At 39.6% G+C, this 25,448-nt stretch carries 23 protein-coding genes and 1 pseudogene; 15 read left to right on the plus strand and 9 right to left on the minus strand.

Going from position 1 to position 25,448, the window contains the following annotated elements:
- Nucleotides 1-170: 170 nt before the first annotated feature.
- The 4 genes from urtA to WKK05_RS01255 all read left to right on the plus strand — a co-directional run bounded on the left by urtA (nt 171) and on the right by WKK05_RS01255 (nt 5,235).
- On the plus strand, nt 171-1,469 hold the full coding sequence (gene urtA, locus WKK05_RS01240) for an urea ABC transporter substrate-binding protein (protein WP_341528010.1): 1,299 nt from the start codon (nt 171-173) through the stop codon (nt 1,467-1,469).
- Nucleotides 1,470-1,560: 91 nt separating this feature from the next.
- The gene (locus WKK05_RS01245) at nt 1,561-3,681 is read left to right on the plus strand and encodes an ATP-binding protein (RefSeq protein WP_341528011.1); all 2,121 of its coding nucleotides are present in this window, start codon (nt 1,561-1,563) and stop codon (nt 3,679-3,681) included.
- Nucleotides 3,682-4,052: 371 nt separating this feature from the next.
- On the plus strand, nt 4,053-4,502 hold the full coding sequence (locus WKK05_RS01250; RefSeq protein WP_341528012.1) for an Hsp20/alpha crystallin family protein: 450 nt from the start codon (nt 4,053-4,055) through the stop codon (nt 4,500-4,502).
- 283 nt (nt 4,503-4,785) lie between these two features.
- On the plus strand, nt 4,786-5,235 hold the full coding sequence (locus WKK05_RS01255; protein ID WP_341528013.1) for an Hsp20/alpha crystallin family protein: 450 nt from the start codon (nt 4,786-4,788) through the stop codon (nt 5,233-5,235).
- Nucleotides 5,236-5,337: 102 nt separating this feature from the next.
- On the opposite strand, the gene WKK05_RS01260 is transcribed toward WKK05_RS01255, so the two are convergent.
- From WKK05_RS01260 to WKK05_RS01270, 3 genes are all read right to left on the minus strand, one after another.
- On the minus strand, nt 5,338-5,637 hold the full coding sequence (locus WKK05_RS01260; protein ID WP_341528014.1) for a ferredoxin: 300 nt from the start codon (nt 5,635-5,637) through the stop codon (nt 5,338-5,340).
- 189 nt (nt 5,638-5,826) lie between these two features.
- The gene (locus tag WKK05_RS01265) at nt 5,827-6,144 is read right to left on the minus strand and encodes a SemiSWEET transporter (protein ID WP_341528015.1); all 318 of its coding nucleotides are present in this window, start codon (nt 6,142-6,144) and stop codon (nt 5,827-5,829) included.
- 158 nt (nt 6,145-6,302) lie between these two features.
- Entirely contained in the window at nt 6,303-7,151 is an 849-nt protein-coding gene (locus WKK05_RS01270; protein WP_341528016.1) for a uroporphyrinogen-III synthase, read from the minus strand.
- Nucleotides 7,152-7,353: 202 nt separating this feature from the next.
- Between WKK05_RS01270 and WKK05_RS01275 the strand changes: the two genes are divergently transcribed.
- From WKK05_RS01275 to WKK05_RS01305, 7 genes and pseudogenes are all read left to right on the plus strand, one after another.
- Nucleotides 7,354-8,061 (plus strand): HAD family phosphatase, encoded by a 708-nt coding sequence (locus WKK05_RS01275; RefSeq protein ID WP_341528017.1) that lies wholly within the window; start codon nt 7,354-7,356, stop codon nt 8,059-8,061.
- A gap of 238 nt (nt 8,062-8,299) precedes the next feature.
- Complete coding sequence (locus WKK05_RS01280) at nt 8,300-9,211, plus strand: trypsin-like peptidase domain-containing protein (protein ID WP_341528018.1); 912 nt, start codon at nt 8,300-8,302, stop codon at nt 9,209-9,211.
- A gap of 86 nt (nt 9,212-9,297) precedes the next feature.
- Complete coding sequence (locus WKK05_RS01285; RefSeq protein WP_341528019.1) at nt 9,298-9,516, plus strand: hypothetical protein; 219 nt, start codon at nt 9,298-9,300, stop codon at nt 9,514-9,516.
- A 214-nt stretch (nt 9,517-9,730) separates the two neighbouring features.
- Nucleotides 9,731-10,573, plus strand: coding sequence for a trypsin-like peptidase domain-containing protein (locus tag WKK05_RS01290; RefSeq protein WP_341528020.1), 843 nt, complete (start codon nt 9,731-9,733; stop codon nt 10,571-10,573).
- The gene (locus tag WKK05_RS01295) at nt 10,570-11,202 is read left to right on the plus strand and encodes a response regulator transcription factor (RefSeq protein ID WP_341528021.1); all 633 of its coding nucleotides are present in this window, start codon (nt 10,570-10,572) and stop codon (nt 11,200-11,202) included. Before WKK05_RS01290 ends, WKK05_RS01295 begins: the two co-directional genes overlap by 4 nt.
- A 99-nt stretch (nt 11,203-11,301) precedes the next feature.
- Nucleotides 11,302-12,195: a transposase family protein gene (locus tag WKK05_RS01300; RefSeq protein ID WP_341525207.1), complete on the plus strand. Its 894-nt coding sequence runs from the start codon at nt 11,302-11,304 to the stop codon at nt 12,193-12,195.
- Nucleotides 12,196-14,673: 2,478 nt separating this feature from the next.
- Nucleotides 14,674-14,820 (plus strand): annotated as a pseudogene (locus WKK05_RS01305) (WGxxGxxG family protein); the annotation flags it as partial.
- Nucleotides 14,821-14,960: 140 nt separating this feature from the next.
- Here the strand turns inward: WKK05_RS01305 and WKK05_RS01310 are convergent.
- Complete coding sequence (locus WKK05_RS01310; protein WP_341528022.1) at nt 14,961-15,833, minus strand: GNAT family N-acetyltransferase; 873 nt, start codon at nt 15,831-15,833, stop codon at nt 14,961-14,963.
- Nucleotides 15,834-16,089: 256 nt separating this feature from the next.
- Here WKK05_RS01310 and WKK05_RS01315 point away from each other — a divergent pair, with 256 nt between their 5' ends.
- Complete coding sequence (locus WKK05_RS01315; RefSeq protein WP_341528023.1) at nt 16,090-17,742, plus strand: alpha/beta hydrolase; 1,653 nt, start codon at nt 16,090-16,092, stop codon at nt 17,740-17,742.
- Between the two features lie 126 nt (nt 17,743-17,868).
- Here the strand turns inward: WKK05_RS01315 and WKK05_RS01320 are convergent, their stop codons facing one another.
- The 4 genes from WKK05_RS01320 to WKK05_RS01335 all read right to left on the minus strand — a co-directional run bounded on the left by WKK05_RS01320 (nt 17,869) and on the right by WKK05_RS01335 (nt 23,117).
- Nucleotides 17,869-18,174 (minus strand): hypothetical protein, encoded by a 306-nt coding sequence (locus WKK05_RS01320; RefSeq protein WP_341528024.1) that lies wholly within the window; start codon nt 18,172-18,174, stop codon nt 17,869-17,871.
- A gap of 342 nt (nt 18,175-18,516) precedes the next feature.
- On the minus strand, nt 18,517-18,663 hold the full coding sequence (locus WKK05_RS01325; protein WP_341528025.1) for a hypothetical protein: 147 nt from the start codon (nt 18,661-18,663) through the stop codon (nt 18,517-18,519).
- Nucleotides 18,664-18,832: 169 nt separating this feature from the next.
- Nucleotides 18,833-18,994, minus strand: coding sequence for a hypothetical protein (locus tag WKK05_RS01330; protein ID WP_341528026.1), 162 nt, complete (start codon nt 18,992-18,994; stop codon nt 18,833-18,835).
- Between the two features lie 1,000 nt (nt 18,995-19,994).
- Nucleotides 19,995-23,117: an MFS transporter gene (locus WKK05_RS01335; protein ID WP_341528027.1), complete on the minus strand. Its 3,123-nt coding sequence runs from the start codon at nt 23,115-23,117 to the stop codon at nt 19,995-19,997.
- A 518-nt stretch (nt 23,118-23,635) separates the two neighbouring features.
- Between WKK05_RS01335 and WKK05_RS01340 the strand changes: the two genes are divergently transcribed.
- The 3 genes from WKK05_RS01340 (at nt 23,636) to WKK05_RS01350 (ending at nt 24,439) form a co-directional block, all read left to right on the plus strand.
- Nucleotides 23,636-23,848, plus strand: coding sequence for a chlorophyll a/b-binding protein (locus tag WKK05_RS01340; protein ID WP_341528028.1), 213 nt, complete (start codon nt 23,636-23,638; stop codon nt 23,846-23,848).
- Nucleotides 23,849-23,889: 41 nt separating this feature from the next.
- Nucleotides 23,890-24,102 (plus strand): chlorophyll a/b-binding protein, encoded by a 213-nt coding sequence (locus WKK05_RS01345; RefSeq protein WP_341528029.1) that lies wholly within the window; start codon nt 23,890-23,892, stop codon nt 24,100-24,102.
- A gap of 133 nt (nt 24,103-24,235) precedes the next feature.
- Nucleotides 24,236-24,439 (plus strand): chlorophyll a/b-binding protein, encoded by a 204-nt coding sequence (locus WKK05_RS01350; protein WP_341528030.1) that lies wholly within the window; start codon nt 24,236-24,238, stop codon nt 24,437-24,439.
- A gap of 307 nt (nt 24,440-24,746) precedes the next feature.
- Here the strand turns inward: WKK05_RS01350 and WKK05_RS01355 are convergent, their stop codons facing one another.
- Nucleotides 24,747-25,367 carry a universal stress protein gene (locus tag WKK05_RS01355; protein ID WP_341530990.1) on the minus strand — a complete coding sequence of 207 codons (621 nt, stop codon included), beginning with the start codon at nt 25,365-25,367 and terminating at the stop codon, nt 24,747-24,749.
- Between the last annotated feature and the right edge of the window lie 81 nt (nt 25,368-25,448).

Here is a 25,448-nt window from a genome sequence, read left to right on the forward strand (position 1 = left end):
CTATAAAGCATTAAATTGTGAGCAGAGTTAAATATAATGCTGACATATCAGTTTTTATATTTACATTTCAGCGTAACAGTACAGTACTTGCTATCACTCAACAGTCGGATCAAGGGAAGACTGTAAAAGTTTAATTTCTTTAGTCCTTAGTTTTGCTATTTTTTAATAAGATGTGTCAGCGAATAATTGTAGCTAATTCCCAGCTTAAAAAACTTGCAAGTAAAAAATTATTTTTATTAATACTAGCCTTTGGATTGGGACTAATAATATGTTTATTTACTTCTTTGCAAATACAATTCTCGAACGCAACTATAAAAGTTGGCATTCTTCATTCCCTGAGTGGCACAATGGCTATTAGTGAAAAATCTGTTGTTGATGCTACTTTGCTTGCTATTGAAGAAATTAATAAAAAAGGCGGTATTATTGGCAAAAAAATTCAGCCAATTGTCGTTGATGGTAAATCTGATTGGGTTACATTTGCTAAAAAAGCTGAACAACTCATTACTCAAGAAAAAGTTGCTGTAGTCTTTGGTTGCTGGACTTCTGCCAGTCGAAAAACTGTCAAACCTGTATTTGAAAAATACAACCATCTATTGATTTATCCCGTTCAGTATGAAGGTCTTGAGGAATCTCCCAATATTGTTTACACAGGTGCTGCACCAAATCAACAGATTATTCCTGCCGTTAAATGGTCTTTTGATAACTTAGGTAAACGGTTTTTCTTAGTAGGATCTGATTATATTTTCCCCCGGACAGCTAATGCTATCATTAAAGACCAAGTAACTGCGTTGCAAGGAGAAATTTTAGATGAAGAATATATACTTTTAGGTAGTACTAAAGTAGAAGAAATTGTCAGAAAAATTTTAGATGCTAAACCAGATGTTATTTTAAATACAATTAATGGCGATAGTAATATTGCTTTTTTCAAAGCTTTAAGAAAAGCAGGAATTACTTCTGATAAAATCCCCACTATTTCATTCAGTATTGCTGAAGAAGAATTAGACCATTTACCAAAAAAAGATGTAGAAGGCGATTATGCAGTATGGAATTACTTCCAGAGTATTGACGAGGTAAACAATTATGATTTTCTTAAAGCTTTTAAAAATAAATATGGTAAAAATCGCGTCACGTCTGATCCGATTGAAGCAGGCTACTTCGGAGTTTATCTATGGGCGCAAGCAGTTGCAGATGCAGGTACAGATAAAGTAAATATTATTCGCGAATATATCAAAGACCAAAGTTTTAAAGCACCAGAAGGCGTTGTATATGTAGATTCTGAGAATCAACATACCTGGAAAACAGTAAGAATTGGAAAGATAAAAGCAAATGGTCAATTTGCAATTGTTTGGAACTCGGATAAACCAATTCGTCCTATACCATATCCTATCTCCCGTTCCAAAGCTGATTGGGAGATATTCCTCAACACTCTCTATAAAAGTTGGAATAAAAACTGGGCTAATCCTGGTTAATAAATCCTTAAGTTTGGAGATAAGGTAATTGAAAAGTAAGAAAATCGTTAACAAACTACTATTATGGTTTTTGTTAATAGCCTTGGTTCCCATGACTACGGTTACCTCTCTAGAGTATTATATTGCAGTTAATTCTCTAAAAAAAGAAGTTAATAATAATCTAATTTCTATTGCCGAGAGCAAAGCAAATCAACTTGAAGTTTATCTAAAAGAAAAGCAAAAAAACGCGGTAGTTATTGCCAAAATACCTAATATATCTGATGCTTTAGAACAGTACCAAGAAACTTTTAAAAAGTATGGGATTAAATCATTTGCTTATCAAAAAATAGATGATAAATATAGACCATTTTTAACTAATTGTTTAGAAACGTTTGGCTATTCTAATATCTTTTTAATATCTGAATCCGGCGATGTTGTTTTTTCTGTAAAACGCGATCAAAAAATTGGTTCAAATTATTATAAAGGAACTTATAAACATTCTGAATTGGCAAAAGTATTTGATAGAGCTAAAACATTGATGCAAGTTGAAATATCTAGTTTTAGCTATTATCCAGCGACAAATGAACCTGCCGCTTTTATCGCATCTCCCATTTTCAAAAATAATCTAATTGTCGGTGTTGTAGTTTTGCAACTAAATAATCAAGAGTTTAATAAAGTAGTCAACGATTATACTGGTTTGGGAAAAAATGGTGAAACGATTGTAGGCTCCATAGTTAAGGAACGCATAGTCTTTACGTCTCCAACACGTCATGACCCAAAAGCTGCCTTTCAAAGATATGTCAACATTGGCAAGCAGAAATTAGACCCACTTAATCAAGCGGCTCATGGTATTAAAGGAATTGGTATTACTATTGATTATCGCGGTCAAAAAACTATTGCTGCCTGGAGATATTTACCTTCCTTAAATGGGGGTCTTTTAGTAAAAATGGATATGGCAGAAGTTTTTGCTTCTTTAGAAACTCTAAAAAGTATTGTTATTTTTCTATTACTAATTACACTTTTACTTGTTATATTTGCAGCTATTGTAGTTGCCAAATCCATTTCTAAGCCAGTTGTTGAACTTACTCAAGTTGTTCAAGAATTTGCTAAAGGAAATTTGAATAAACAAGCACCAGTTCTGACTCGTGATGAAATCGGTCAATTGGCACAGTCATTTAACTCTATGGCAGCACAACTCGAAGAATCTTTTAAAACTATCAAACTACGAGAGCAGGAATTAGCTACTGCTAAAGGACAACTAGAAGTAGTTTTAGCACAATTGTTACAAGAGGCACAACAACTAGCTGGTCAACTAGTGCAGAGTGAAAAAATGTCTACCTTGGGTCAGTTAGTAGCTGGTGTAGCACACGAAATTAACAACCCTGTTAACTTTATTTATGCCAATATCAATCCTGCCAATGAATATATTCAAGATTTACTTAGGCTGTTACAACTTTACCAGGAGCATTATCCCAATCCAGATCCAGAAATTCAAAATGTGGCAAACGCAATAGATGTAGATTTCTTAGTTGCAGACCTCCCTAAACTATTAGCTTCGATGAAAATTGGTGCTACAAGAATTACAGAAATTGTGCTATCTCTGCGAAATTTTTCTCGTTTGGATGAGGCAGAAATGAAAGCAGTAAATATCCATGAAGGTATCGATAGCACACTGATGATTTTGGGAACTCGTCTTAAAGCTACATCTAAGCGTTCAGCAATTGAAGTTGTCAAAACATATGGTGACATACCACTAGTTGAGTGTTACGTTGGACAACTGAATCAGGTTTTTATGAATATCTTGGCTAATGCAATTGATGCCATAGAAGAATCATTAAATGTTAATGCTCCCGTGCTGGAAGCTTCTAATAAGTCTACCTCATTAGTAAAAAATAAAGAGATAGATAACATGCACAGCCTACCCACCTCAGAAATTCTCCCATCGAAGACCGAAGGCAAACGGGGACAAATTCGCATTCATACTGAACTTACTGCTGATGAATTGGTAATTATTCGCATCGCTGATGATGCTCTTGGCATTCCAGAGCATTTACAAAAACGATTGTTTGATCCTTTTTTTACTACTAAACCCGCAGGCAAAGGTACAGGTTTAGGTTTATCCATTAGTTATAAAATTATTACTGAAAAACATCAAGGAAAATTGGAGTGTATTTCCTCGCCTGGTAATGGTACAGAATTTATAATTACGATTCCTTTATATCAACATACCTAAGCTAATAGCAATCTGATTCTATTTTTTAAAAAATTTAAGTATATGTAGGCTGTGTTATCGCGTAGCGTAACGCGCCAAAGTCTTTGAACGGTGCGTTAGCCAGAGGCATAACACTACGTATATTTCAAAAATTAAATATGAGTCTAATAGCAGCTTTTATAAATAGATAGCAAATAAATTTAATTTATTTTTTAGGGTTTACCGAACTTATATAATTACAGTTTTCCGTACTTACCTTTTGTATGGTTATCTTCATATCTTTGGTGAAGATAACCGAATTTACATAGGATAAGCTCAGCAATAATATGAAAACATCAAAGCAAAACACCAATCCCAAGAGTTAGGTAGCTTAGTACAAGGGAGAAATTAATATGCTAGTTCGTTACAACCCCTGGCAAGACCTGAATGCTTTAGAACGTCAAATCAATCGCTTATTTGAGGATACTAGAGTACCATCTACATTATTGCAAAAAGGCAGGGCAAGAGTGCCTGCTGTTGAGTTACAAGAGAGCGAAGATACTATTTATCTCAAGCTAGAACTGCCAGGAATAGAAGAGAAAGACTTGGATATTCAAGTTACAGAAAAGGCTGTTTCTATTAGCGGTGAGCGTAAATCGGAAACTAAGACGGAAGACAAAAGTGTTACTAAAACCGAACTCAGCTACGGTAGGTTCCAACGTATAATTCCTTTATCTGCTCGGATTAGAAATACTGATGTTACCGCAGAATACAAAAACGGTATTTTGAATTTGACACTGCCAAAAGCTGAGACAGAAAAGAATAAAGTTGTTAAAGTCAATTTGACTAAATCTAGTGTCTAATGGGTTTGTAATCAAAATACTCAGTCTCCTCCAATAGATTGAGATAGCTAATTAAAAGCCCGGTTATGAAAGTAGCCGGGCTTTTTCTTATAGATAATTAAGTTCGGCTATAAATACTAAAAATTAAAAAATCTGCATTTTTTATGTGGTTCGGTAATCATTATTAGCTAAGTAACAAAAACCGAATTTACACTACTCCTATTGTTGAATAATATAAAAACAAAGCAGGTAATTAAACCTGAGTTGAAAAAATATTCATCATACTACATTCGAGGTAGAGATTATGACACTAGTACGTTGGAACCCTTGGCAAGAATTTAATGCGATACAGCGTCAAATCAATAGTCTATTTGATGAAGATACGCTGCCTTCTACATTTTCAGATAGAAGCTTTTCCAGAGTTCCCGCTGCTGAGTTAAAAGAGACTGAAGATGCAATTCATCTAAAAGTAGAACTTCCTGGAATTGAAGCTAAAGACCTGGATTTACAAGTCACAGAAAATTCCGTATACCTTAGCGGTGAACGGAAATCTGAAGCTAAAACAGAAGATAAAGGTGTTATCAAGAGTGAATTTCACTACGGTAAATTCCAGCGCGTCATACCTTTACCTACTCGCATTCAAAATACCAACGTCACAGCAGATTACAAAGATGGCATCTTAAATCTGACACTACCCAAAGCTGAAGAAGAAAAGAACAAAGTTGTTAAAGTTAATCTAGCATCGGCTAATTAATTTTTGCTTGATATTTGCAAGCCATCTTCTAAAACTTAAGTAAAAAGCGCTCCTCAAAAGAGGAGCGCTTTTTACTTAAGTGCTGTGTCTATTACAAGTCTCTTAGCTTCGAAGCGCATCCTCTTGCTCGGTTTGGATGGTGCAATCAGAAGTTGGATATGCAACACAGGTAAGGACAAATCCTTGTTCAATTTGATCGTCGTCTAAGAAATTCTGGTCTGATTGGTCAACTGTGCCTGAAATCAGCTTTCCAGTGCAAGTAGAGCAAGAACCAGAGTTACACGAGACAGGCAAGTCTAAATCATATTCATCGTTTGCGACTTCTAAGATGAACTTATTATCAGGAACATCAATTACTTCCTCCCCATCTGGGGTCTTTAATGTGACTTTATAAGTTGCCATGTTACAATCCCTAGCGAACATAAACTCCATATTCGATACTACGGGTTTACGTGCAGTTGGTCTAGGGTTAACCAAAATAGTTTTAAGTAGAGAGTTGGCACAGGAAGTAGGAGAGCAGAGGAGAAAAGAAAAATAAATACTGAGTAATGACTTTTAATTCAGCACTCAGCACTTCTGTCTTAAAATTATCTATGTAGTTTCGGTTCTTCCTTCTGCTTGCTGTTTCTTGGCTTCTTCATCTGTACCTGAGTTGTACTTAATCTTCAACACCAGAATCACAGATGCGATAAGTAAGGTAACGATGTTAGCAGCAATCAAAGGAATATCATGAACAGAAAAACCATAAACCAACCATAAAATAATACCGATACAGAGAATGATTAACATACTCCAAGAAAGGTCATTGGCTGATTTTGACTGCCAAGTTTTAATAAGTTGAGGCAGATAAGCGATTGTAGTCAGTACCCCTGCTACTAGACCTAAAGTAGTCGTAAAATCAATTTCCATTCTGTTCCCTACCTCAAGTTTTTCAGATAAGTGATACCATGCGAACAAATAAATATTAAAGTGGAGACTACCATACTTTTGTTGTCCGCCGATTCTCTCTAAAGGCGTTTTTTCACTCGTTCTGATAGCCTATTGACATGAGACCGAAATAGAATTTTTTATTTTGAAGCCTGAGTGAAAAATTCTGCGATCGCTTCAGCAAATCCCTCAAACGAACTATAATCTTTTGATAAAATTGAGACATTTACACCCAACTTTTTAGCATTAGCATCTGTATAAGGGCCAAAACAAGCAACAGCACAATGTTCATAATCGCTGTGTGAGTTTACCATTGTCAAAAAACTTTCTACTTCTGCTGTGCTACTAAAAGCGATTACATCTATTATTCCTTGACGAATTAAACTTAATTCAACACTGTAGATATTTTTGTCTAAGCCTTGCGTAATATAAGTTGGTACGCGAGTTACTTTCATGCCCAACTGCTGCAAGTCTGAAAATAAGTTGGGGATGACATCAGGCTCAGGTAAACCAACAACCTCCGGAGCAGGTAAAAATACTGTTTTCTCCTGAATATGGGGAATTTTCCTTAATTCTGTGATAATTCCTGCTGGACTAGATTCTGCTGGTATTAAATCCACCCTACCGCAAAAAGATAATAAGCTTTCTGAGTCTTTGCCTAAAGCACATAATTGACAATTTTGCAGCACAGATATAGGGATATCTAAATTTTCCAAACGTTGAAAAAATGCAGTGATACCGTTTCTACTTGTGAAGATAATCCAGTTAAATGCATCTATTCTATTTAAAGCTTGATCTAACTCAGCATAGTTAGATAAATAGCAAGTTTCAATAGTAGGCATAAGAATAGGTAGACCACCTTTTCTGATGATTTGTTCAGATAACCGAGAAGCGTAATTTATCGGCGCTGTTACTACAATTCGCTTACCATATAAAGGTAATTTAGCAGATGGAGTGAGTGGATTAATTTCTCCTGTGATGATATGCATTGATCAATTAAATTTTTCTATTTTATTTCTATTATGCCTATGTTTAACCTTTGGGCCATACAGTTATGCAAAGGCTAAAGTAGTGTTGTCAAGGATGATATATATACGACAATTGAAAATTATGAAGATAATTAGTATTAAGACAGATGAGCGGCATAATTACATAGTGAGGTGTTGTTAAACGTGAATCAAAGGACTGAATGTGTTACCAAATATCCAAGCCGCAATTTTTGATATGGATGGTTTGCTTTTTGATACAGAAAGCATTGCTCGATGGGCTTGGAAAAATGCCCTTAAAAATCATGGCTATGTGATGAGTAATGATTTCTACAACGAGTTTGTTGGTCGTGACTTGTCATGGCGGAAAAAAATCCTCAAAAAAAGATATGGTGAAAGCTTTCCTTTTGAGTCTGTGACAGCACAACGCATTGAAATTGGTGATGAGCGAGAATTACGAGAAGGTTTGCCAGTAAAAGCAGGCGTGCTAGATTTACTCAACAGGCTGAATAACCTGGGAGTAATTATTGGATTGGGAACTGGGACATCACGAAGTAGAACAATCCGACGTTTAACTAAGGCAGGTATTCAGCAATATTTTACAACCATTGTAACGAGTGAAGATGTTGCCGAGGGCAAGCCAGCTCCAGATATTTTTTTAGAAGTTAGTCGCAGGATTAATGTTGCACCTTTACAGTGTGTGGTTTTTGAAGATTCATGTGTGGGTGTTGAAGCAGCTTTTACGGCTGAGATGTGTACAATTATGGTTCCCGATATAGAACGGCCATCTCCTGAAATCAGACGTTTGGCTTACCGAGTTTTAAATTCTCTAGAAGAAGTAAGCGAATTATTATTAGAAGAGTTATTTGGGGAAATTATCAATAGAAGACAGGAGATAGGAGATAGGAGATAGGGAATACAACTTTACCGAACAGAATTCAGAATGAATTCTTTACGACTGGCTGATGTAGCTTGTTACACCTCTGGGGAAGCAAGCTACATCTAGGTTATGGCGCAACTCTTATCGCCTATCTGTTACTTCCTTAACACTAGCCATTTTTCTAGGGTGAATTCTCCCCATTTTTCTGATGTCATCTGTGCGGAGAAAACGGCACGATATTAACATCTAGGAACGTTTGCGGAGAAATCTTATGTCTTCATTATTAGCTCTGTCTAACAGTTTAGCTGACACAGTAGAGCAAGCTGGAAGTTCTGTAGTTGCGGTAAATGCAGGGACGCGTGTTTCTCCAAGTGGCATTCACTGGCGTAATGGGATTATTGTTACCTCTGATGAGTCGCTCCAACGCTATGACGACATCACTATCACCTTATCTAATAATCGCACTGCACCAGTAACACTCATTGGTCACGACCCTAGCACCGATATTGCTGTTTTTAAAGTAGAAAATGTAGAATTACCTGTGGCGAAAATTGGCGATGTCAAAACGCTCAAAGTTGGCCATTTGGTACTAGGACTGGCGAGAAGTAGCGAAGGTGATTTACGCGCAGCTATGGGTGCAGTGAGTGTAGTTAGTGGTGCTTGGCGAAGCATGAATGGTGGTAATATCGACCAGTTTATCCGTCCAGATATCACGCTTTACTCTGGTTTTGCAGGCGGCCCGCTTGTAGATGCGGCTGGTAATGTGGTAGGCATGAATACATCAGGGCGACGTGGTACTGCTTTGACTATCCCAACTACTACAGTCGATCGCATTGTTAACCAATTGGTAGCAAAAGGACACATTTCAAAAGGCTACTTGGGTGTCGGAATGCAACCTGTACGCTTACCTAATAATCTGAAAACTGCCCTCAATTTAAGTTCTGCAACTGGAGTAATTGTTGTCAATGTCGAACCTTCCGGCCCCGCTGACAATGCAGGTGTGCTACTTGGGGATGTATTAGTAACCTTAGATGGCGCAAATGTCAGTGACACAGGTGATGTGTTGGCGTTGCTTAATGGTAGCGATCGCATTGGTAAACTTGTTAAAACACAAGTTATCCGCGGTGGGGTGTTAGTTGAGTTAGATATTGTCCTTGGCGAACGTTCTAGCAAAGAAGATTGATATTGCTTTAGCTTACTTCAAGATTAGAACTCGGAACTTCGAGGTTAGAACTCAGAACTTCGAGATTGGAACTCGGAATTTCGAGATTGGAACTCGGAATTTCAAGATTAGAACTCGGAATTTCAAGATTAGAACTCGGAACTTCAAGATTAGAACTCGGAACTTCGAGATTGGAACTCGGAACTTCAAGATTGGAACTCGGAATTTCAAGATTGGAACTTGGAACTTCGAGATTAGAACTCGGAACTTCGAGATTAGAACTCGGAACTTCAAGATTGGAACTCGGAATTTGCAGAATTCACTAACAACAGTTGGGTTGAAAGAGTGTAAAACCAATTTACAACCTTAGTAATTGAAAGTAGCGGCTACAAAAACCAAGTCCACGTAGGTGGACTAGAAAAAATTAAGGGTTTACTAGCCTGTTTACACTGGCTTTTTTGGGGTAGCCACAATTTTAATTGTCTTAAAACTATTTTCAACTCACTGACTTTACTTTGACATTCAGAAAATTGAGATAAAATGGCAAACGCAACATTGACTGACATTGCTGCTGAATTAACAGCAGTCGCTGCTAAGCTACGCAATAACACTGTCAAAGTGAAAAGCGGCTCTTTGGGAGTTGGTTCTGGTGTAATTTGGCAAACTGACGGATTAATTATCACTAATGCTCATGTGGCAACCAGCAACAAAGCAACTGTGGAATTATCAAATGGACGGGTATTTGAAGCAGTGCGTACACAATTTGATCCACAGCAGGATTTAGCCGCCCTTAAAATTGCCGCCACTGACTTAACTGCTGCAACAATTGGTAATTCTGAAGTGCTGCGAGTCGGTGAATTAGTTTTAGCAGTCGGTAATCCGTTTTCTGACAGTGGTGCTGTCACAACTGGGATTATCTATGCAAATAATCAGCGGGCAGTTCTAGCTGATTTGCAGTTGTATCCTGGTAATTCTGGGGGGCCGCTTGCCGATTGTCTCGGCCGAGTTGTAGGAATTAACACTATGATTGCCAATGGTTTGGCTGTGGCAGTTCCCAGCAGCACTGTAGACCGCTTTTTGCGTGGTAATAGCCGTCCGCAATTGGGAGTTACACTGCAACCTGTGCTTTTAAGCAGACGTAGCTTAGGGTTATTAGTGTTGTCAATTCTACCCGGTAGCCTGGCGGAAACTGCTGGTTTGCAAATTGGTGATGTTTTAGTTGGAGTTTCGGGGCGATTATTCACTAGCCCCAACGATTTAGCTAAATATCTACATCAAAGCAACGCTAACAAATCACTTCCCTTACAAATCGTGCGTGGTGGGCAACAATTCGTTGTTTATGTTGCGGTGCAGAGTGAGAAAACTCCTGTGGAGGCGACATGATTCGGGTGATGGTAGTTGCCACTTCTTCTGTAGTGCGGGCAGGGTTATCAGCTGTTGTGACTAGTAATCCTCAGCTGAGTGTTGTGGGGAGTGCATCCGATTTGGATGTGCTGGCAGAGGAAGTTGGGCAATTGCAACCCGATGTGGTGCTGCTAGATTTGAGTGGGAATCCTCAACAATTGGTATGGGAGAAATTGCTGCTCATCCAAGAGGAGCGGTATCCATTGGCAATTATCATCATTGTTGAGGAACTCGACAGCATTGATTTAGAAGCGGTGTTCCGTTCTGGTGTTCGGGGTATATTGCCCAGCACCAGCACTGAGTTGGAAATTGTTGCGGCTGTAGAAGCGATCGCTTTTGGTTTAGTGGTGCTGCACCCAGATGCAATAGAGTTACTGCCATTACGGGAAAAAGTGGTGGGAAATCCTGTACAAACCTTGACACCACGAGAGATAGAGGTTTTGGGTATGCTAGGTTCTGGATTGGGAAATAAAGCGATCGCCAAACGCTTGCACATCTCAGAGCATACCGTTAAATTTCATCTCTCATCTATTTTTCAAAAGCTTGGCGTCTCCACCCGCACTGAAGCAGTTACAGTTGGTGTGCGATCGGGTTTGATTATGCTGTGATTTGTATCAATGATCAGTAAACTTGTCCGAAATATTAACTTAGGAAAAGAAAAATGGTAAAACGTTAGATTGGGCGTCTACCATTTTCCACAATTAGTTATGATTTTAGATTATATACAAAAGTATCCACTACGAACAAAACAGATTTTAGGGATTAGTTACGAACAATTGCAATCACTGCTAAATTGCGCCTTAAAACGAAATCGATACATCAAAGCTAAACAAGAGAGTCATAAAATTAGAATTAATGCGGCTGGTGGTGGTCGTCCCGAAAAGTTATCAACCGAAGAACAAGTATGTTTATGTCTATTTTATCTAAGACAGATGCCAACATTCCAAGTATTAGGAATGCTATTTGGTGTTTCCAAAACCGAAGCTAATGATACATTTCACGACTGGATACCAATTCTTCGTGATATATTACCTGCTAGTTTATTAGAACAAGTATCAAATAATGAAAGTGATTTACTATTTGTTCAAGAAGTATTAACAAATTTTAGGCTATTAGTCGATAGCTTAGAACAGCCAATATATAGGGATTCTGACCAAAAAGAGCAACAGAAATATTTTTCTGGAAAGAAGAGACAACATACATTAAAAAGTCTGATAATTGGCATACCAGAAGGCAAAGATATTGTAGAGGTAGAAGTAGGTGTTCCTGGGCCAACAGCAGATATAAAATTGTTTCGTCAATCTCAAAATAAATTTGATAAATCTCAACCCTTTTCAGGTGATAAAGGCTTTCAAGGAGGTGAGAATATCACTACTCCTCATAAAAAGAAACCAAAACGAGAATTAACTCAACAGCAAAAAGATGAAAATAAGGCTTTATCTAGTAATCGGATATTCATTGAACATTTGATTCGATTACTTAAAATATTCCGCATAGCCTCACAAAGATTTCGCTTAAAGCTTGAGACGTATGAGCAGATTATTTTAACAGTTTGCGGATTAGTTAGGTTAAGAATTGGTAGCTTAGTTCTGCCAACTTAGCTAGTAGCAAAAATCATAAATTTTTAGAAATTAGGAGTTAATTTTTATGCCTCTAAATTATCACTAACTATCTCAAAGCCTTATAATTACGTATTTACGAAGATATCAAAGTTTTGCCCCAAAGCTTTGAACAGTCTGGCTTTGGAATTTTCGGACAAGTCTAGTTGTTTATGCTACTGACCATTGATACAAAAACCAATTATTTTAAACTCTACAACAGCTTGGAAATTTTGGATTATGAATTGAAGTCAGAATTCACGTCTATAGAGATATTGCAATGCAAAGACTCTACTTCCCGTAGGGTAGCAACTGGCGTGGAAAACCCCTTTTCTGCGGACTACCTCATTATGCTGCTGGCTTCTCCTACATTTTTTCTTCGCTATATATAGGTCGTTTGACAGAAGCAATTTTCAAAGGTTATGAGCTAAATATGTGTAGGCAAGCTTTCATAGACCATTGAAGAGTAACTTATCTTCTTAAGATGAAGGAATATATGTCTTTACTATTTGCCTTTACTACTACTAAATTATTTTGAATTTTTTAATATAACTGGATTAGAAAAATACTATCTGATGAATTTTAGTGTTACTACTCAATTAAACCGATTACTGAAATTAGATGTAAGACACTTCCACTTGAAACCCTTACCTAACATATAAGTTGATTCAGTTTCGTTGCACTCATCTATTTTATAAAGAAAGATATTAGAAACATTACACAATTAAATTTTTTAGCAAATAATTCCCTGCAAAATAGGAAACCTCCTTAAACTAATAAATTCTTACAGAATAATGGTTTTATTCAGCAGTATTTAATTTTGATAGTCTACTTCCAACTATTTTTAATAGAGTATAGTTAATTGCTTTTAGGCGAACCACTGCGTTACTGTCGTTCCCGTAGGAACAACTACTATAAAGGGGCTTGGGCGTTGCATTGCAATATTTACTGCGCTGTATTTATTTAAAAATCGCTGTAATATCAATTCTGTTTTAAAATTTACCAAAGTATATGAGGAATAAACCACATAGACGCGTTAGTGTTGGTATAGCCCCTCGTAGATAAGCGTATCCGCCTTGGTCTTGTAGAGAAGGACACAAAGAAAGAAGAAGCCAAGAAAATTTGGTGCAGTCTCACAAAGAAATGGTATAAGGAAAGTCAACAAATAAACACTTGAGTATTCAAGTTATTAAACCATCGTATTTTTTAGCCATAAAATAATTTTACTAATTAAGAAAAAAGTAATTCTTTTGATAGAAATGATTTGGTTCTTATGATAGAAGTTTATCAAAGTGTTTAGAAGTTATTTTATTTGTATCAACTGCCATGAATAACTATCTTGGGAGTTTGCCTGTTTCAAAATAATGATTCTCTTAGAGGCTCATTTATCTAGTACAACACAGCGTAAATTAACCAACAATTCAAAATCGCTTTTAAGCTTCTCGCTTAATTGGTTTTTTGGATTTTGAGCGGAGCCGGAGATACTCCGCTTCCGCAGAAGTCAGAAGCTAAGGCTTCCTTAGATTAGAACTTCTCCTATCTAGAAGAGATGCTGCGCTTAACGCGCAGCCACGCTCGCAAGGCTTTATGGTGATTTTGAATTACGTCTAGCGGTACTAGTTATTTTCATATCTTCCAAGGTTAGATTAAATGCTTGTTAGTCTGTCTTGATCAAATCTACTTAATTCAACAACAGATTTATTTGGCAGTATCGTCTTTGAAAATCAGGTAAGCACAGGAATCTAGAACATCTAAGGAACCATAATCATGAGATATTCTCCTTTATCGAAATCTGTTTTGGCTAGTATCTTTGCTCTAAGTTTTGCCGCTGTACCCTTATCTATGTCTGTTTCTGCCCAAAGTAGCGGCTCTGGCTCTGGCTCTAGCTCTGGTTCTGGTACATCAGGCACTGGTACATCAGGTACTGGTACATCAGGTACTGGCACATCAGGTACTGGTACATCAGGTACTGGCACTACAGGCACTGGCACTACAGGCACTGGTACGACGACAAATCCAGGTAGTGGCTCTTCGTTTGGGACTGGCACATCAGGTACTGGCACTACAGGCACTGGTACGACGACAAATCCAGGTAGCGGTTCTTCGTTTGGAACTGGCACATCAGGTACTGGTACGACGACAAATCCAGGTAGTGGCTCTTCGTTTGGGACTGATACATCTGGTACAGGCACTACAGGCACTGGTAGCGGTTCTTCGTTTGGGACTGATACATCTGGTGGTGGTAGTACAACAAATACCGCTCCAGGTACAGGCACTACAGGCACTGGTACGACGACAAATCCAGGCAGTAGCTCTTCATTTGGGACTGATACATCTGGTAGTAGTACAACAAATACTGCTCCAGGTACAGGCACTACAGGCACTGGTACGACGACAAATCCAGGTACAAGCACCACAGGCTCTGGTACTACTGGAAATGAAACTAACACAGGAACCACATCCTATCAAGGAACTAACGATGTCAGGGAAGATCGTGGTTTTGATTGGGGTTGGCTAGGTTTGCTAGGTTTAGCAGGTTTAGCAGGTCTGATTCCTAAGCGAGAAGAACCCAGAGCTTATCGCGATCCTGCTGAGGAAGTAAGAAGTTCTAGCTCTACTAAGTACTAGAATTCAATGTAGGCTGGGGCGTATATGATGTGTACGCCCTTACAAACAACTGACATTTACGGACAATAGTCCATAACGAGGGGATGATAATGTTTTTCCCCCATACTCATTTTGAAGAGGGAATGCTGATTAGGATATTTTTATCCTTGAGCATCTGTAAATAACACCAAGCCATACTCTTCGCCAGTGGGCTTAAAGCCAATTCCCTGGTAAGCTGCTTGTGCTGCTTTATTTGCTCGATTCGTAAATAGGATAGCGCGTTCTACTCCTTGCGATCGCGCTTCTAGCAAAGAGCCTGCTACTACACTTTTGGCATAACCTTTACCGCGCACCTCTGGCGGTGTCCAAACTCCACCAATTTGTACAATGTCAGTTAGGCTGGCATTAAAGGCAGAGTAGGAGACTGGAGTATCACCTGCTAGCAGTATCCAATGTGTAGCTGTAGCGTGGCGTGCTTCAATTACACGATGGCAAGCAGGCTGTAAATCAGGAGTTTCTATTTGTCCCAAAGTTTCTATACTATAGGCAACGCACCATTTGCTCAGTAAATCCAACTCTTCTGGATGTGGCAAACGGCACTGTACCTCTTTTGATGCTAAAGCTGGAGGTATTTGCAAGTCTCGTAGTATCAGGGAAAATAATATTTCGGACTCATCAATTTGAGTTGGTCGGTTGGCAATTCCCAACGCCCTCTTTGTCGCCTCTACTTGTACTGCTGGGCCACTAATTCCAGAGATGGCACGCCCGGACTGTGCAACAACTGCTTGCACCACTTCTGAGAGATGGACAGGGGCTTGGACTGTGACCATTCCATTCCAATAATGAGCTGCGACTGCCACGATAGTTTCATTTTCCATCGCAGCTATATATGTTCCCTGAAAAATTGCGCCTTGGTCAAACAATCCCGCAGTTCGCCAATTAGATCGCAAAAACATAGAAGTATCAGTATGTTGTAAAAGGAAGGCTTCTAGCGATACTTCGTCTCCAGGTTGCAAAATTCTCAAGGTAGACACAAAAAGCTCCTAGTTATAATTGGTAATATCAATTCAGTGAATAATTACAATAAATCCTTTAGAAGAGATGCGCCACGGCACATCTTTACTTTTTTAAAATGTTGCAAAGCGGCGAAAACGCAAATTTTCAAGATATAATTGGCTGATAAGAACAACTTCCACCCTGGTAAGGAAAGTTCTTTATTTTCTCTCAATAGAGTAGTCAAATACACAAATATCCGCTATATTCCCGTAAGTGTAGCACTGGAAGAAATTCATGGGAAGAAGCTGGAGAGGTTTCAAGATACTTGCAGGTTTGCTTTGCGCGACTGCTTTGACACAGTTTTTTGGAGCAAATACTTCTGCGATCGCAGCTGACACAGTTGTAGTACGTTATGGTATAGCAACAGAATCCGTCTCCCTTGCCGAGTTGCAAAAAGCTGCGGAAACTGGTGAATTTCCTGGGAGTTTGAAGCCTTATACCAAAAGATTCTCAAAGCAACAACGCAACTACATTTTGGGAGCCTTGAGAATGGGGCTACCGCTCAATGTTGTCAGTATTAATAGATTACTTAATACCCAAATTGCGACTACGATTCTCAACGACTTTGCTACGGCATTAGTCCGAAAAGATAAAGCTGGAGTTCAAGCACTCAGAGCCGGATTGGTATTAGGCTCTGTTGCTCCAAAAGGTCTTTCTGTATTGAGTTTCATCGCCGCTTATCCTAGCCAACGCCTAGAAATTAATTTGCCACAAGCACTGAGAGTTGCAAGGAGTTTGAATATAGGTTTTTGGCGCACCCAACAGTTTATGCTGGCGATTGCTTCCCGACTCAACGCTACCCAATCAGAGGTTTCTTTCCCCTTTGACCCTACCCTACCTGGAAGCGCTCAAGTACAAGTACTAAACTTGAATTTAAATGACCAAAAGCGCCAGCGCAAAATTCCTGTTGATGTTTACTGGTCAACAGCTGCAACTCTCAACAAACCTGTAATTATCTATACTCATGGTTTTGGATCAGTCCGCACAGACTTGCGCTATTTGGCAGAACATTTGGCATCTCACGGTTATGTGTTCGCCGCTTTAGAACATCCTGGGAGCAATGGGGTAAATATTAGCTCAGCAATAGAAGGTAAAACAGGACTATTGAAGTCTCAGGAGTTTTTGGATCGTCCTAAAGATATTAGTTTTGTCCTGGATGAACTCGCAAAGCTCAATCAAACAGCTAACAACCCACTTCAAGGAAAACTTGCAACTAATAACGTTTTGGTACTTGGCTATTCTTTTGGCGGTGGTACAGCTTTAACAGCTGCTGGAGGTGAGTTACAACTGGAAACCCTCAAAAAACGTTGCAAGGATAACTTGACTGTATTGAGTTTGGGAGAAGCTATCCAGTGTGTTGCCCAAGGACTACCAGAAAATAATTATCAACTAGGAGACGCCAGAATCAAACGGGCGATCGCTCTTAGTCCTACAACTTCTCTGATGTTTGGCGAAACTGGTTTAACTAAAGTGCGAGTACCTACTTTATTGTTGGCAAGTTCGGCAGATAAAACTACCCCAGCTTTAACTGAACAGATTGTCGCGTTTGAGAAAATCCCGTCACCAAAATGGCTAGCGGGTGTAATAGGCAGTACTCATCTAAGTGTTAGAGACTCCAGTACCAACTTAAATCAAGCCGGGCGACCAAATACACCTTTTAGTGGTGGTGAAATTGTCGGTGAACAAGCAGCAGATGTTCGCAAGTTCATTAAAGGTATAACTTTAGCGTTTGCTGCACAGATGACTCCAGAAGCTGAGAAATATAGTATTTTTCTGACGCCGCAATATGCCCAGTTTGCATCAACCAAAGTATTTCCATTGCTTCTAATTACGCAGATTCCTCCTGATGCTATGGCTGTGGTAAAAGAATTTATTGGAAAGAAATAGCAGTACAGACTAGGTTTTTAGTAGATTTTTTACATATGAGGAAGGCGATCGCTTTAATCTACTCAGAAGTTTGATGAAATAGCGATCGCCTCCGTCCGTAGTCGTCAATTTTGGCTTAGTCAAGTACTAGCGATCTCGATAGTTACCCCATCTACGTACTCTTTGTTCATCCTCACGTCTGCGTTGCCATTCACGCCGATCATCTCGGTTTTCCCGCCTACGCAACCATTCACGCCGCTCACGTGCCTCATACTGTCTACGCCGCCATTCACGTCGCTCATCTCGGTCATATCGTCTACGCTGCCATTCACGCCCCTCATATCGGTTATCGTCTCCAACAATTATTCGGATTTGAGCAGATGTTGGCTGCTGTGCTAAAACACTTGAACTTAGCACAATCCCTAACAAGCAACATGAAAGAAATTTTTTCATAAAAATATTTTTTAGTAAAACCTGTTACCTGAATAGCATAGCTTAAATACGAGCATATTAACTTTTTGAGTAAGATAATCCAGCATATATTTACTTACCTATTGATAATTATGACGTGTTTAAGTTATTTACGACTTTAATGAGTTACTTGAAAGTATGATGCAACTAGATAGTTAACTAAATAAAAACTTTATTTACTTTTTTAGACTATGTAATGTGTAAATATTTTTAAAGTTACAATATATTATATTTTTATCTGTTATCAAAACAGAATAAAGGCGTCAATCGTCAGCATATAATTACCTTTTGGTTGTCTGTGATTACATAAGCAATTAAGCGCTGTTAACGGGATATAACAACAGATTCTCGCACATCTGGATGTTTTGCGATCACCACAGAAATTTCTCCTAGTTCTACTCGAAAAACTCTAATTTTTACTTGTTCGTCATAGTGATCTACATATTTAAACCAGAAAATTGCTGCATACATTTAGGCGTGTTTTGAATGAACAAACATAACCTAAAATAGCGGATTTCGGCTTAAGTCTCGCTCTGGTTGTAATTCTTCTACAAGTTTTTCAAAAGGTAAGTTAGTTAACTAACTGAGAGCCTATACCAAATTCATCAACAAATCATAACCTGAACCGAATCCGATGTGGTTAAAGTTGAACTTGACTTACAGCTTTGACAGACTCTTGCAATATTGGTTGCATTATCAAAGAATGAAAAGCATGAGATGTATGCAACAGCTTTAATTCAACACCTTTAGAGGATAATTGGTTTTGGAGTATTGCGATCGCCTCAGCATCACCAGAAACCATATAAGAGGATGGACTATTAACTACCGCAAGCTGGATATCTGGATTTGATGTTATTTTCAGCTTACTACCTGTCCTTTTCCCTATCCCGAACTCAGGTTTTATTACAGCAGAATTCAGGAGTCAGAAGGAAAACAGGCTTTCTACCTAACTTTACTTAGACTACGCTCAGTAACCATGACCTATATTATGTACTTCATCAGCTTGAAATCTGCTGTAACTATAAGAAGTTTCATTGATTTAAACCTAATAGGGGAGCCAGTCGCGTGGTGTTAGCGTAGCCGTAGCGAGTCATTTACTAACAAAGACCAAAGCGTAGCTTGCTTCCCCGTAGGAGTAGAAGCGTCAAGGCTCTCCCGACATGAGGAACTAGCGTTGTGTTTGGACTTTAGCCCTAACGCACTGAAAATATGGCGGTGCGTTACGCTGACGCAATAACATCCCCTACAAAACTAAGTTGCATTTGTGTTAGTTTCAGTAAAAATACGGTAACAATGAATTATATGCTAAACCCTGTTTAATTCTCCAGATGCTTTCAAGTAAAGGCGTCTGGAGATTTTTTATCTAGAAAATTGTGAGGATTAAGCGAGCGATAGCTAGTATCAAAAGCTAAATATACGCAGAGTCGTTGTAATCACTATAGAGGTTGAAACTATATCTGTTCTCTTGACACCAGCTTATCCCTGTTGTGTCACTTTGGGAGAAACCAGTGCCTGAAAGCCTTTCGGAGCTTTACTTTTGGTTTTTTGGCTACAAATTTTAGTTTCTATTAGAAAAGAAAAGCTCAAAGCTTGATTAGATAAAAGTTCCAGCGTTTCGCTATGATTATTGTTTTCCGGAAGTGACAGAACAGGGTTATTACGTGTCCCTCCAAAATGCTGAGGTGAAACTTGTGAACTACCTACACTCGCAATGCTTGTTTACTTTGTTAATGCCTAAGTCCTAATAAAAAAGCCTCCCATCGTGGGAGGCTAGAAAAAGTTAGCGGAGACAACTTGTTAACCTACACGACGCGAACTACAGCAAGCGCTCCTCCTAATGCAGAGAAAATAGCTGAAACGAATGCTGTAGCAAACAACCACCAAGCTGCTGAAGCTGCGGCTTTGCGGGTTTCTTCCGCTTGCCGCTGTGCTTGATGCTTCACTTCTTCTAGGCGGCGTTGTGCTTCATGCTGTAGGCGTTCTGCACGTTGCAATACTGTGTTGCGTGCGCGTTCAATTTGGTCGATGACGCGATTGGCATCTTCTTCAGAGATATCTTCGCGAGAACTCATAATTGCCACTAGAGTATCGCGGTTGAAAGAAGATAAGCGATCGCGTAAGGCATCAAATCCTGCCTGTGGATCTTCAAATAAGGTGCGAACATCCCGCTTCACCCCATCATAATTGAGTTCTGGACGATCCAAGGAGTTGAGATAGTGGCGGATGCGGGCAAAAACTCCCTCAATGGTATCTTGAATGCGCCGTTGGATGTTTCGTACCTGTTCGACAAACTGATCCCGCACTGATACGATATTATCCGCGATTCTTGCTGCTTCTTCATCAGAAATATCTTCGCGAATTTTCAACAGCGCAATAATTGTCGAACGGTCAAAATGAGCTAGGCGATCGCTAAAACTTTCCACTCCAACTCGTGGATCGTGCAACAATAATTGCAAATCGCGTTTGATACCCTCTGGGTTGAGTTCTTCTTTGCCAGTTTGCCGCAAATACTCTTCCAGATAAGCTTTGAAATCTTGTACTTGTTGCTGTGTCCGGCTAGCTAAACGGCGTGGCGCACGCACAACATTGCGAATCGAAGTTTGCACGGAATCAATAACTTCATTGACTTGTTCTTCACTCAAGTCTTGACGTTGACTCAGCAACTTGACTAAGGTATCGCGGTCTAATTGCGACAACCGCCGACGCAATGCTACGGCTCCTTCTTTGGGGTTTTCAAACAGTCTGCTAAAGTCCCGTTGAATACCTTCAGGATTAAGTTCTGATTTGCCAGTGTTTCGCAAATAATCTGCAAGTGTGGTGGTTACAGAGTCGTATTGCTCCTTAGCTTTATCTACTACAGCTTGAGGTGCGTGGCGGACACCATGCCACGACTGTTCTACAGAATTGATGATTTGATGAACTTGGTCTTCGCTCAAATCTTGCCGCTGGCTTAACAGTTGCACTAAGGTATCACGGTCAAAGCGCGACAACCGCGCCCGAATTGCCGAAACTCCAGCTTGGGGATCTTCCAACAGCCTTTTGAGGTCGGCGCGGATGGCATCAGGATTTAATTCATCTTTTCCGGTGTTACGCAGATATGATTCTACATTCAACCACAGAGTTTCTGCTTGATATTGTGCCTGTTCTGCCAGTCCTTTGGATTCGATTAAAACGCGATCGCGCTGTTTTTCTAACTCGTCCAGAATACTGTCTACTTCTCCTGGCTGTATATCATTGCGCTGTACTAGTATCTCCCGCAGTTCTTGGCGGTTAACTAGTGCTAGTCGCCGCGATAGGGTTTCATAATCTGCCTCTTGGTCTACCAGGAGTGGTCTGAAGTTCTGCTCAATTCCTTCAGCTGCTAACTCTGCTTTTGGGGTAACGAGGAGATAACTTTCTACTCGACGTTGCAAGTCTTGTACTATCTCTCTTTCTTCCTCAGCAGTGACTGTCACTAACACTGATTGGCGCACAGCTTCTAGCTGATCTGCAATACGCTGAATTTGGGCTTGGGTAAGCAATCCCCGTTGTTGCAAGATGTTGACAAAATCATTGCGAGAAAGCCGCTCTAGTTCCCTGCGAACTGTGCCAGGATCAGCTGCTGGGTCGTAAATAACATCACGAAATTCCTGAGCAATTCTTTCTTGGCTGAGTTGCCAAGCATAAGTGTTGGACAGGTAGTTTTCTATGTCAGCCCGAATTGGACTATAGGGTTGTGATGCCGTGGGTAAGCCTAGCTTATCAGCTTGTTGCGTAACTTTGTCTTTGGCGGTGGTGAGCGATCGCAATATCTTTTCCACATCCAAATCTGACAAATCAGTCCGTCCTAACGCTATACCAGTTAGGGCGGATATTCCTTGCTGGATTGACTGCTGAATTGGGCCTGGGGTAGACTTTTGGTCGGCTTGTTTGGAGCCTTGTGTTTCGGCTATTAACCGTTCCAGCTTGGCGTTGAGTTCATCTGTCTTGCTTTGTCCGGGTGGAAGCGATTTGAGATAGTCAACTAATTCACCCAAACGGTCTTGACCAGGTTGTTGCTGACTCACCACCTGCTGCCAAACTTTATACAAAGTATCAGCGATCCGGCTAACGTCTCGCTTAGAAAGGTCAGTGCGACTGCTGACTAATTCAATAAACTTCTGGCGGTCGATGTTGCGGAGGTCTGGAGAACCTGCGATCGCTTTCAATTGCGGGTCGTTGAGTAAATTTTCAAAGTCACCGCGAATCTTTGATAAATCTAGCTCTGCCGGACGTAGCCTCTCTAAGTAATCTTCAATATTTTCTCGGATACTTGTCGGGTCGATGGCACTCCCTAATTCTCGACGCACAGCGGCGGCGGCGGCTTCAGCTGTTGCGACAACTTGGTCGTTGACAGCCTTTGCTCCCAGTGCAGCAGTAGCAGTCCCCAGAATCGCCTGAAAACCGGAAGTTGCTGTGTTAACAACTGAGCCAATTAAGGAACCCACAGTTGTGGAACTGATCAAGAACAGTAACAAGAAGTATGCACCCCAAATCACCAATCCGAGAATTGCTCCCAGGGTTGGGTCTAAAATCACAAGACTCAATTTTACTGCCAAGAAGCTGGCGATTAACAGGGCGATCGTTACAGTAACTAATGTCCAAATCCCCACAGCCGTACCAATTTTGCGAATCGTACCGCCCAAACTTCCGACCTCCCCATCAGAATCCGAGTCAGACGGACGCCCCAGGTAGGAAATACCAGCTGCAAGGGAGAGATTGGTTAAAACTAATTGGAAAGCAAAAGCTAGGATCACACCAGAGATTAAAGCAACAAAAAAGCGTGGCCCTGAAACAAGACCTGATGCTTGTGTTGGTGTAATGCTTGTGGGATCTACTGTAGTAGCCTGCGCTAGCCATAATAATGGCTTGTAGAGTCCCAACATGATTTCCGTACTTTGGAACATTGTATTTCCTTCTTCTAAGATTAAATTTGGGGGATTAAGGATTTCGTGAGAAGCAAGTTTTAGTATTTAGTCTGTATCTATGGCAATACCTAACTCATGTAGCTTTCAGAATCCTGGAATTTGGGCTTTTAAAGCATCTCTCCAAAGTTTGAAAACTGTATCCAGCGGAAGATAGAACTTTTGTTATCTGCTGTTAAATATCTTGATCTTGATTAAATTCCCAGCACTATTACAAAGTAAAATAACTCACTGCTTCAATGCTGTCAGTTTTTAATTTTTAATTACTTAATTTAGAGTAATTTATTTTGTTTAAATTATAGTTGAGTTTGGGCTAGTTTACATTTATTTACAATTCTATTTTTTATCACCCCCTGAAGGTGGATTTGCCTACACCAATATATTTCTGATAATCGTCCCCAAGAAGTGCCTATGGTTTGTGCCTCTAGGCGGAAAGCAGCTTAGTAATAGACAGCTACATTAAAGTTAAAGCAAACAAATAAATTATTTAGGACAAAAAAATGGAAACTCGTGAAACTCGTCCGTCTACAAATCCACCACCAGTTGCTGTAACTTACAATGGTCGCGATCGCAATGAATTTCTTTTTGGCTGGACTCCTCAAGCCGAAATCTGGAATGGTCGTTTTGCCATGATTGGCTTTCTTGCCTATTTACTTTGGGATTTAGGCGGCTACAGCGTTGTTCGTGACGTTTTACATATAGTTGGATACTAAAAGATTAAACATAAAAGAGTTTAATTTAGGAGGAAAAAACAATGGTAAATCGTGAAACTCGTTCGTCTATAGATATCCCACCAATTGCACCAGAATACAATGGTGTAGACCGTAATGCATTTCTTTTTGGCTGGACTCCTCAAGCCGAAATTTGGAATGGACGATTTGCAATGATTGGCTTTCTTGCCTATCTACTTTGGGATTTAGCTGGTTATAGCGTTGTTCGTGACGTACTGAGGCTAGTTGGCTACTAGAAACTAGACTTCTTGCAAAATTTAAATAATTTTCAATGTCATTGTCAGGGGTTGAAAATGTCTTTTCCCTACACCCCTTTCAAAACTTGTCTATTAAAGACTGAAAGGTTACCAAATTTAAGAGGAAAAAACAATGGAAACTCGTCCATCTACTAATCCACCACCTGTTGCATCAGAATACAATGGCGTAGATCGCAATGACTTCCTCTTCGGCTGGACTCCTCAAGCCGAAATCTGGAATGGTCGATTTGCAATGATTGGCTTTCTTGCCTATCTACTTTGGGATTTAGCTGGTTATAGTGTCCTACGCGACGTACTAAAGCTAATTGGATATTAGCCATAAGTTAGGAGTTAGGAGTTAAGAGTTAGGAGTTAGTAGTTAAAAATTAACTGTTAATTCAAGACTAATAATTCCTAATTCCTCTAATTAACTATTTTAGGACATAGCCGGATTACCTTTAAAATGCTCTGCGTATCTTCGCGTTGAACAAAAGCTAAGATTTGACGTTGCTTTATAAAAAAGCTCTATACTGCATACAAACAAAAACTACTATAGTAGCGAAAAAGCCTCCTAAAATATAGGAGGCTTTTTTGTGCTTATATTGTGCTTATATGATGAAAATTACAGAAATTCTCAGCAGTGTTTACTCATCAATACAACTAGGAATACCCAAGACAGCACATGGAAAATTAGAACCTAATGCTTCAATCATAGGGTGATTTACAGATTTACAGCCTAAAAATAGTATATCGGCTGCTTCTAATGCAACAACTTTCTTAAGTTCTGTACTAATCGAACCAAACCTGAGATGGGATTTGAATGAACCCTGCCATTCTTCAGCCAAACTTCGTGCTTGCCAAAGAATTGTGTCTGCTTGCTTGAGAGGAGTTACCGATGTTTCGAGTTGTGGTTGAGTTAATACTAGTGTGAGAGACTGTGAGACTCCGCTAACTTGACACTCTAATGGACGTTCGTGGACTGGAAAAGTCAAGATATTTGGATACTGACTGCTTTGATTATCTTCTACTATGTAAACGGCTTGAACTGTGACTTGCGCGTTAGTAGCTAAACGTGTTTGGTGAGCAATCCAGAAGGCAATATCTAAAGCTGCATGACTGTTAGGAGAAGCGTCATAAGCAACAATTAAATTGACTGAATTTGCATTTGAAGCTTTTTTAGCAAAAGGTTTTTTTGGTTCTGGCAGCAACACCATTTGCTCAACTAAGTCGTCTCGACCGATCGCGCTTTGTAGGCGTGCTAACATTGGCTTAATTTTCACAGCTTTACTTCTCTCCATTGAAATGAATTACTAACGAGAAGCAGGGCAACCGATTTTAGATTTTGT

Source organism: Nostoc sp. UHCC 0302 (assembly GCF_038096175.1).
Lineage (GTDB): Bacteria > Cyanobacteriota > Cyanobacteriia > Cyanobacteriales > Nostocaceae > UHCC-0302.

What these genes read in the sequence shown, in the direction of transcription:
- WKK05_RS01245 (WP_341528011.1), top strand. Translation starts at nt 1,561, where the DNA reads ATGACTACGGTTACCTCTCTAGAGTATTATATTGCAGTTAATTCTCTA.
- WKK05_RS01290 (WP_341528020.1), top strand. Translation starts at nt 9,731, where the DNA reads ATGGCAAACGCAACATTGACTGACATTGCTGCTGAATTAACAGCAGTC.
- WKK05_RS01315 (WP_341528023.1), top strand. Translation starts at nt 16,090, where the DNA reads ATGGGAAGAAGCTGGAGAGGTTTCAAGATACTTGCAGGTTTGCTTTGC.
- WKK05_RS01320 (WP_341528024.1), bottom strand. Translation starts at nt 18,174, where the DNA reads ATGAAAAAATTTCTTTCATGTTGCTTGTTAGGGATTGTGCTAAGTTCA.
- WKK05_RS01270 (WP_341528016.1), bottom strand. Translation starts at nt 7,151, where the DNA reads ATGCATATCATCACAGGAGAAATTAATCCACTCACTCCATCTGCTAAA.
- WKK05_RS01255 (WP_341528013.1), top strand. Translation starts at nt 4,786, where the DNA reads ATGACACTAGTACGTTGGAACCCTTGGCAAGAATTTAATGCGATACAG.
- WKK05_RS01250 (WP_341528012.1), top strand. Translation starts at nt 4,053, where the DNA reads ATGCTAGTTCGTTACAACCCCTGGCAAGACCTGAATGCTTTAGAACGT.
- urtA (WP_341528010.1), top strand. Translation starts at nt 171, where the DNA reads ATGTGTCAGCGAATAATTGTAGCTAATTCCCAGCTTAAAAAACTTGCA.
- WKK05_RS01300 (WP_341525207.1), top strand. Translation starts at nt 11,302, where the DNA reads ATGATTTTAGATTATATACAAAAGTATCCACTACGAACAAAACAGATT.
- WKK05_RS01265 (WP_341528015.1), bottom strand. Translation starts at nt 6,144, where the DNA reads ATGGAAATTGATTTTACGACTACTTTAGGTCTAGTAGCAGGGGTACTG.
- WKK05_RS01260 (WP_341528014.1), bottom strand. Translation starts at nt 5,637, where the DNA reads ATGGCAACTTATAAAGTCACATTAAAGACCCCAGATGGGGAGGAAGTA.
- WKK05_RS01325 (WP_341528025.1), bottom strand. Translation starts at nt 18,663, where the DNA reads ATGTATGCAGCAATTTTCTGGTTTAAATATGTAGATCACTATGACGAA.
- WKK05_RS01355 (WP_341530990.1), bottom strand. Translation starts at nt 25,367, where the DNA reads ATGTTAGCACGCCTACAAAGCGCGATCGGTCGAGACGACTTAGTTGAG.
- WKK05_RS01330 (WP_341528026.1), bottom strand. Translation starts at nt 18,994, where the DNA reads ATGGTTTCTGGTGATGCTGAGGCGATCGCAATACTCCAAAACCAATTA.
- WKK05_RS01335 (WP_341528027.1), bottom strand. Translation starts at nt 23,117, where the DNA reads ATGTTCCAAAGTACGGAAATCATGTTGGGACTCTACAAGCCATTATTA.
- WKK05_RS01340 (WP_341528028.1), top strand. Translation starts at nt 23,636, where the DNA reads ATGGAAACTCGTGAAACTCGTCCGTCTACAAATCCACCACCAGTTGCT.
- WKK05_RS01280 (WP_341528018.1), top strand. Translation starts at nt 8,300, where the DNA reads ATGTCTTCATTATTAGCTCTGTCTAACAGTTTAGCTGACACAGTAGAG.
- WKK05_RS01350 (WP_341528030.1), top strand. Translation starts at nt 24,236, where the DNA reads ATGGAAACTCGTCCATCTACTAATCCACCACCTGTTGCATCAGAATAC.
- WKK05_RS01295 (WP_341528021.1), top strand. Translation starts at nt 10,570, where the DNA reads ATGATTCGGGTGATGGTAGTTGCCACTTCTTCTGTAGTGCGGGCAGGG.
- WKK05_RS01345 (WP_341528029.1), top strand. Translation starts at nt 23,890, where the DNA reads ATGGTAAATCGTGAAACTCGTTCGTCTATAGATATCCCACCAATTGCA.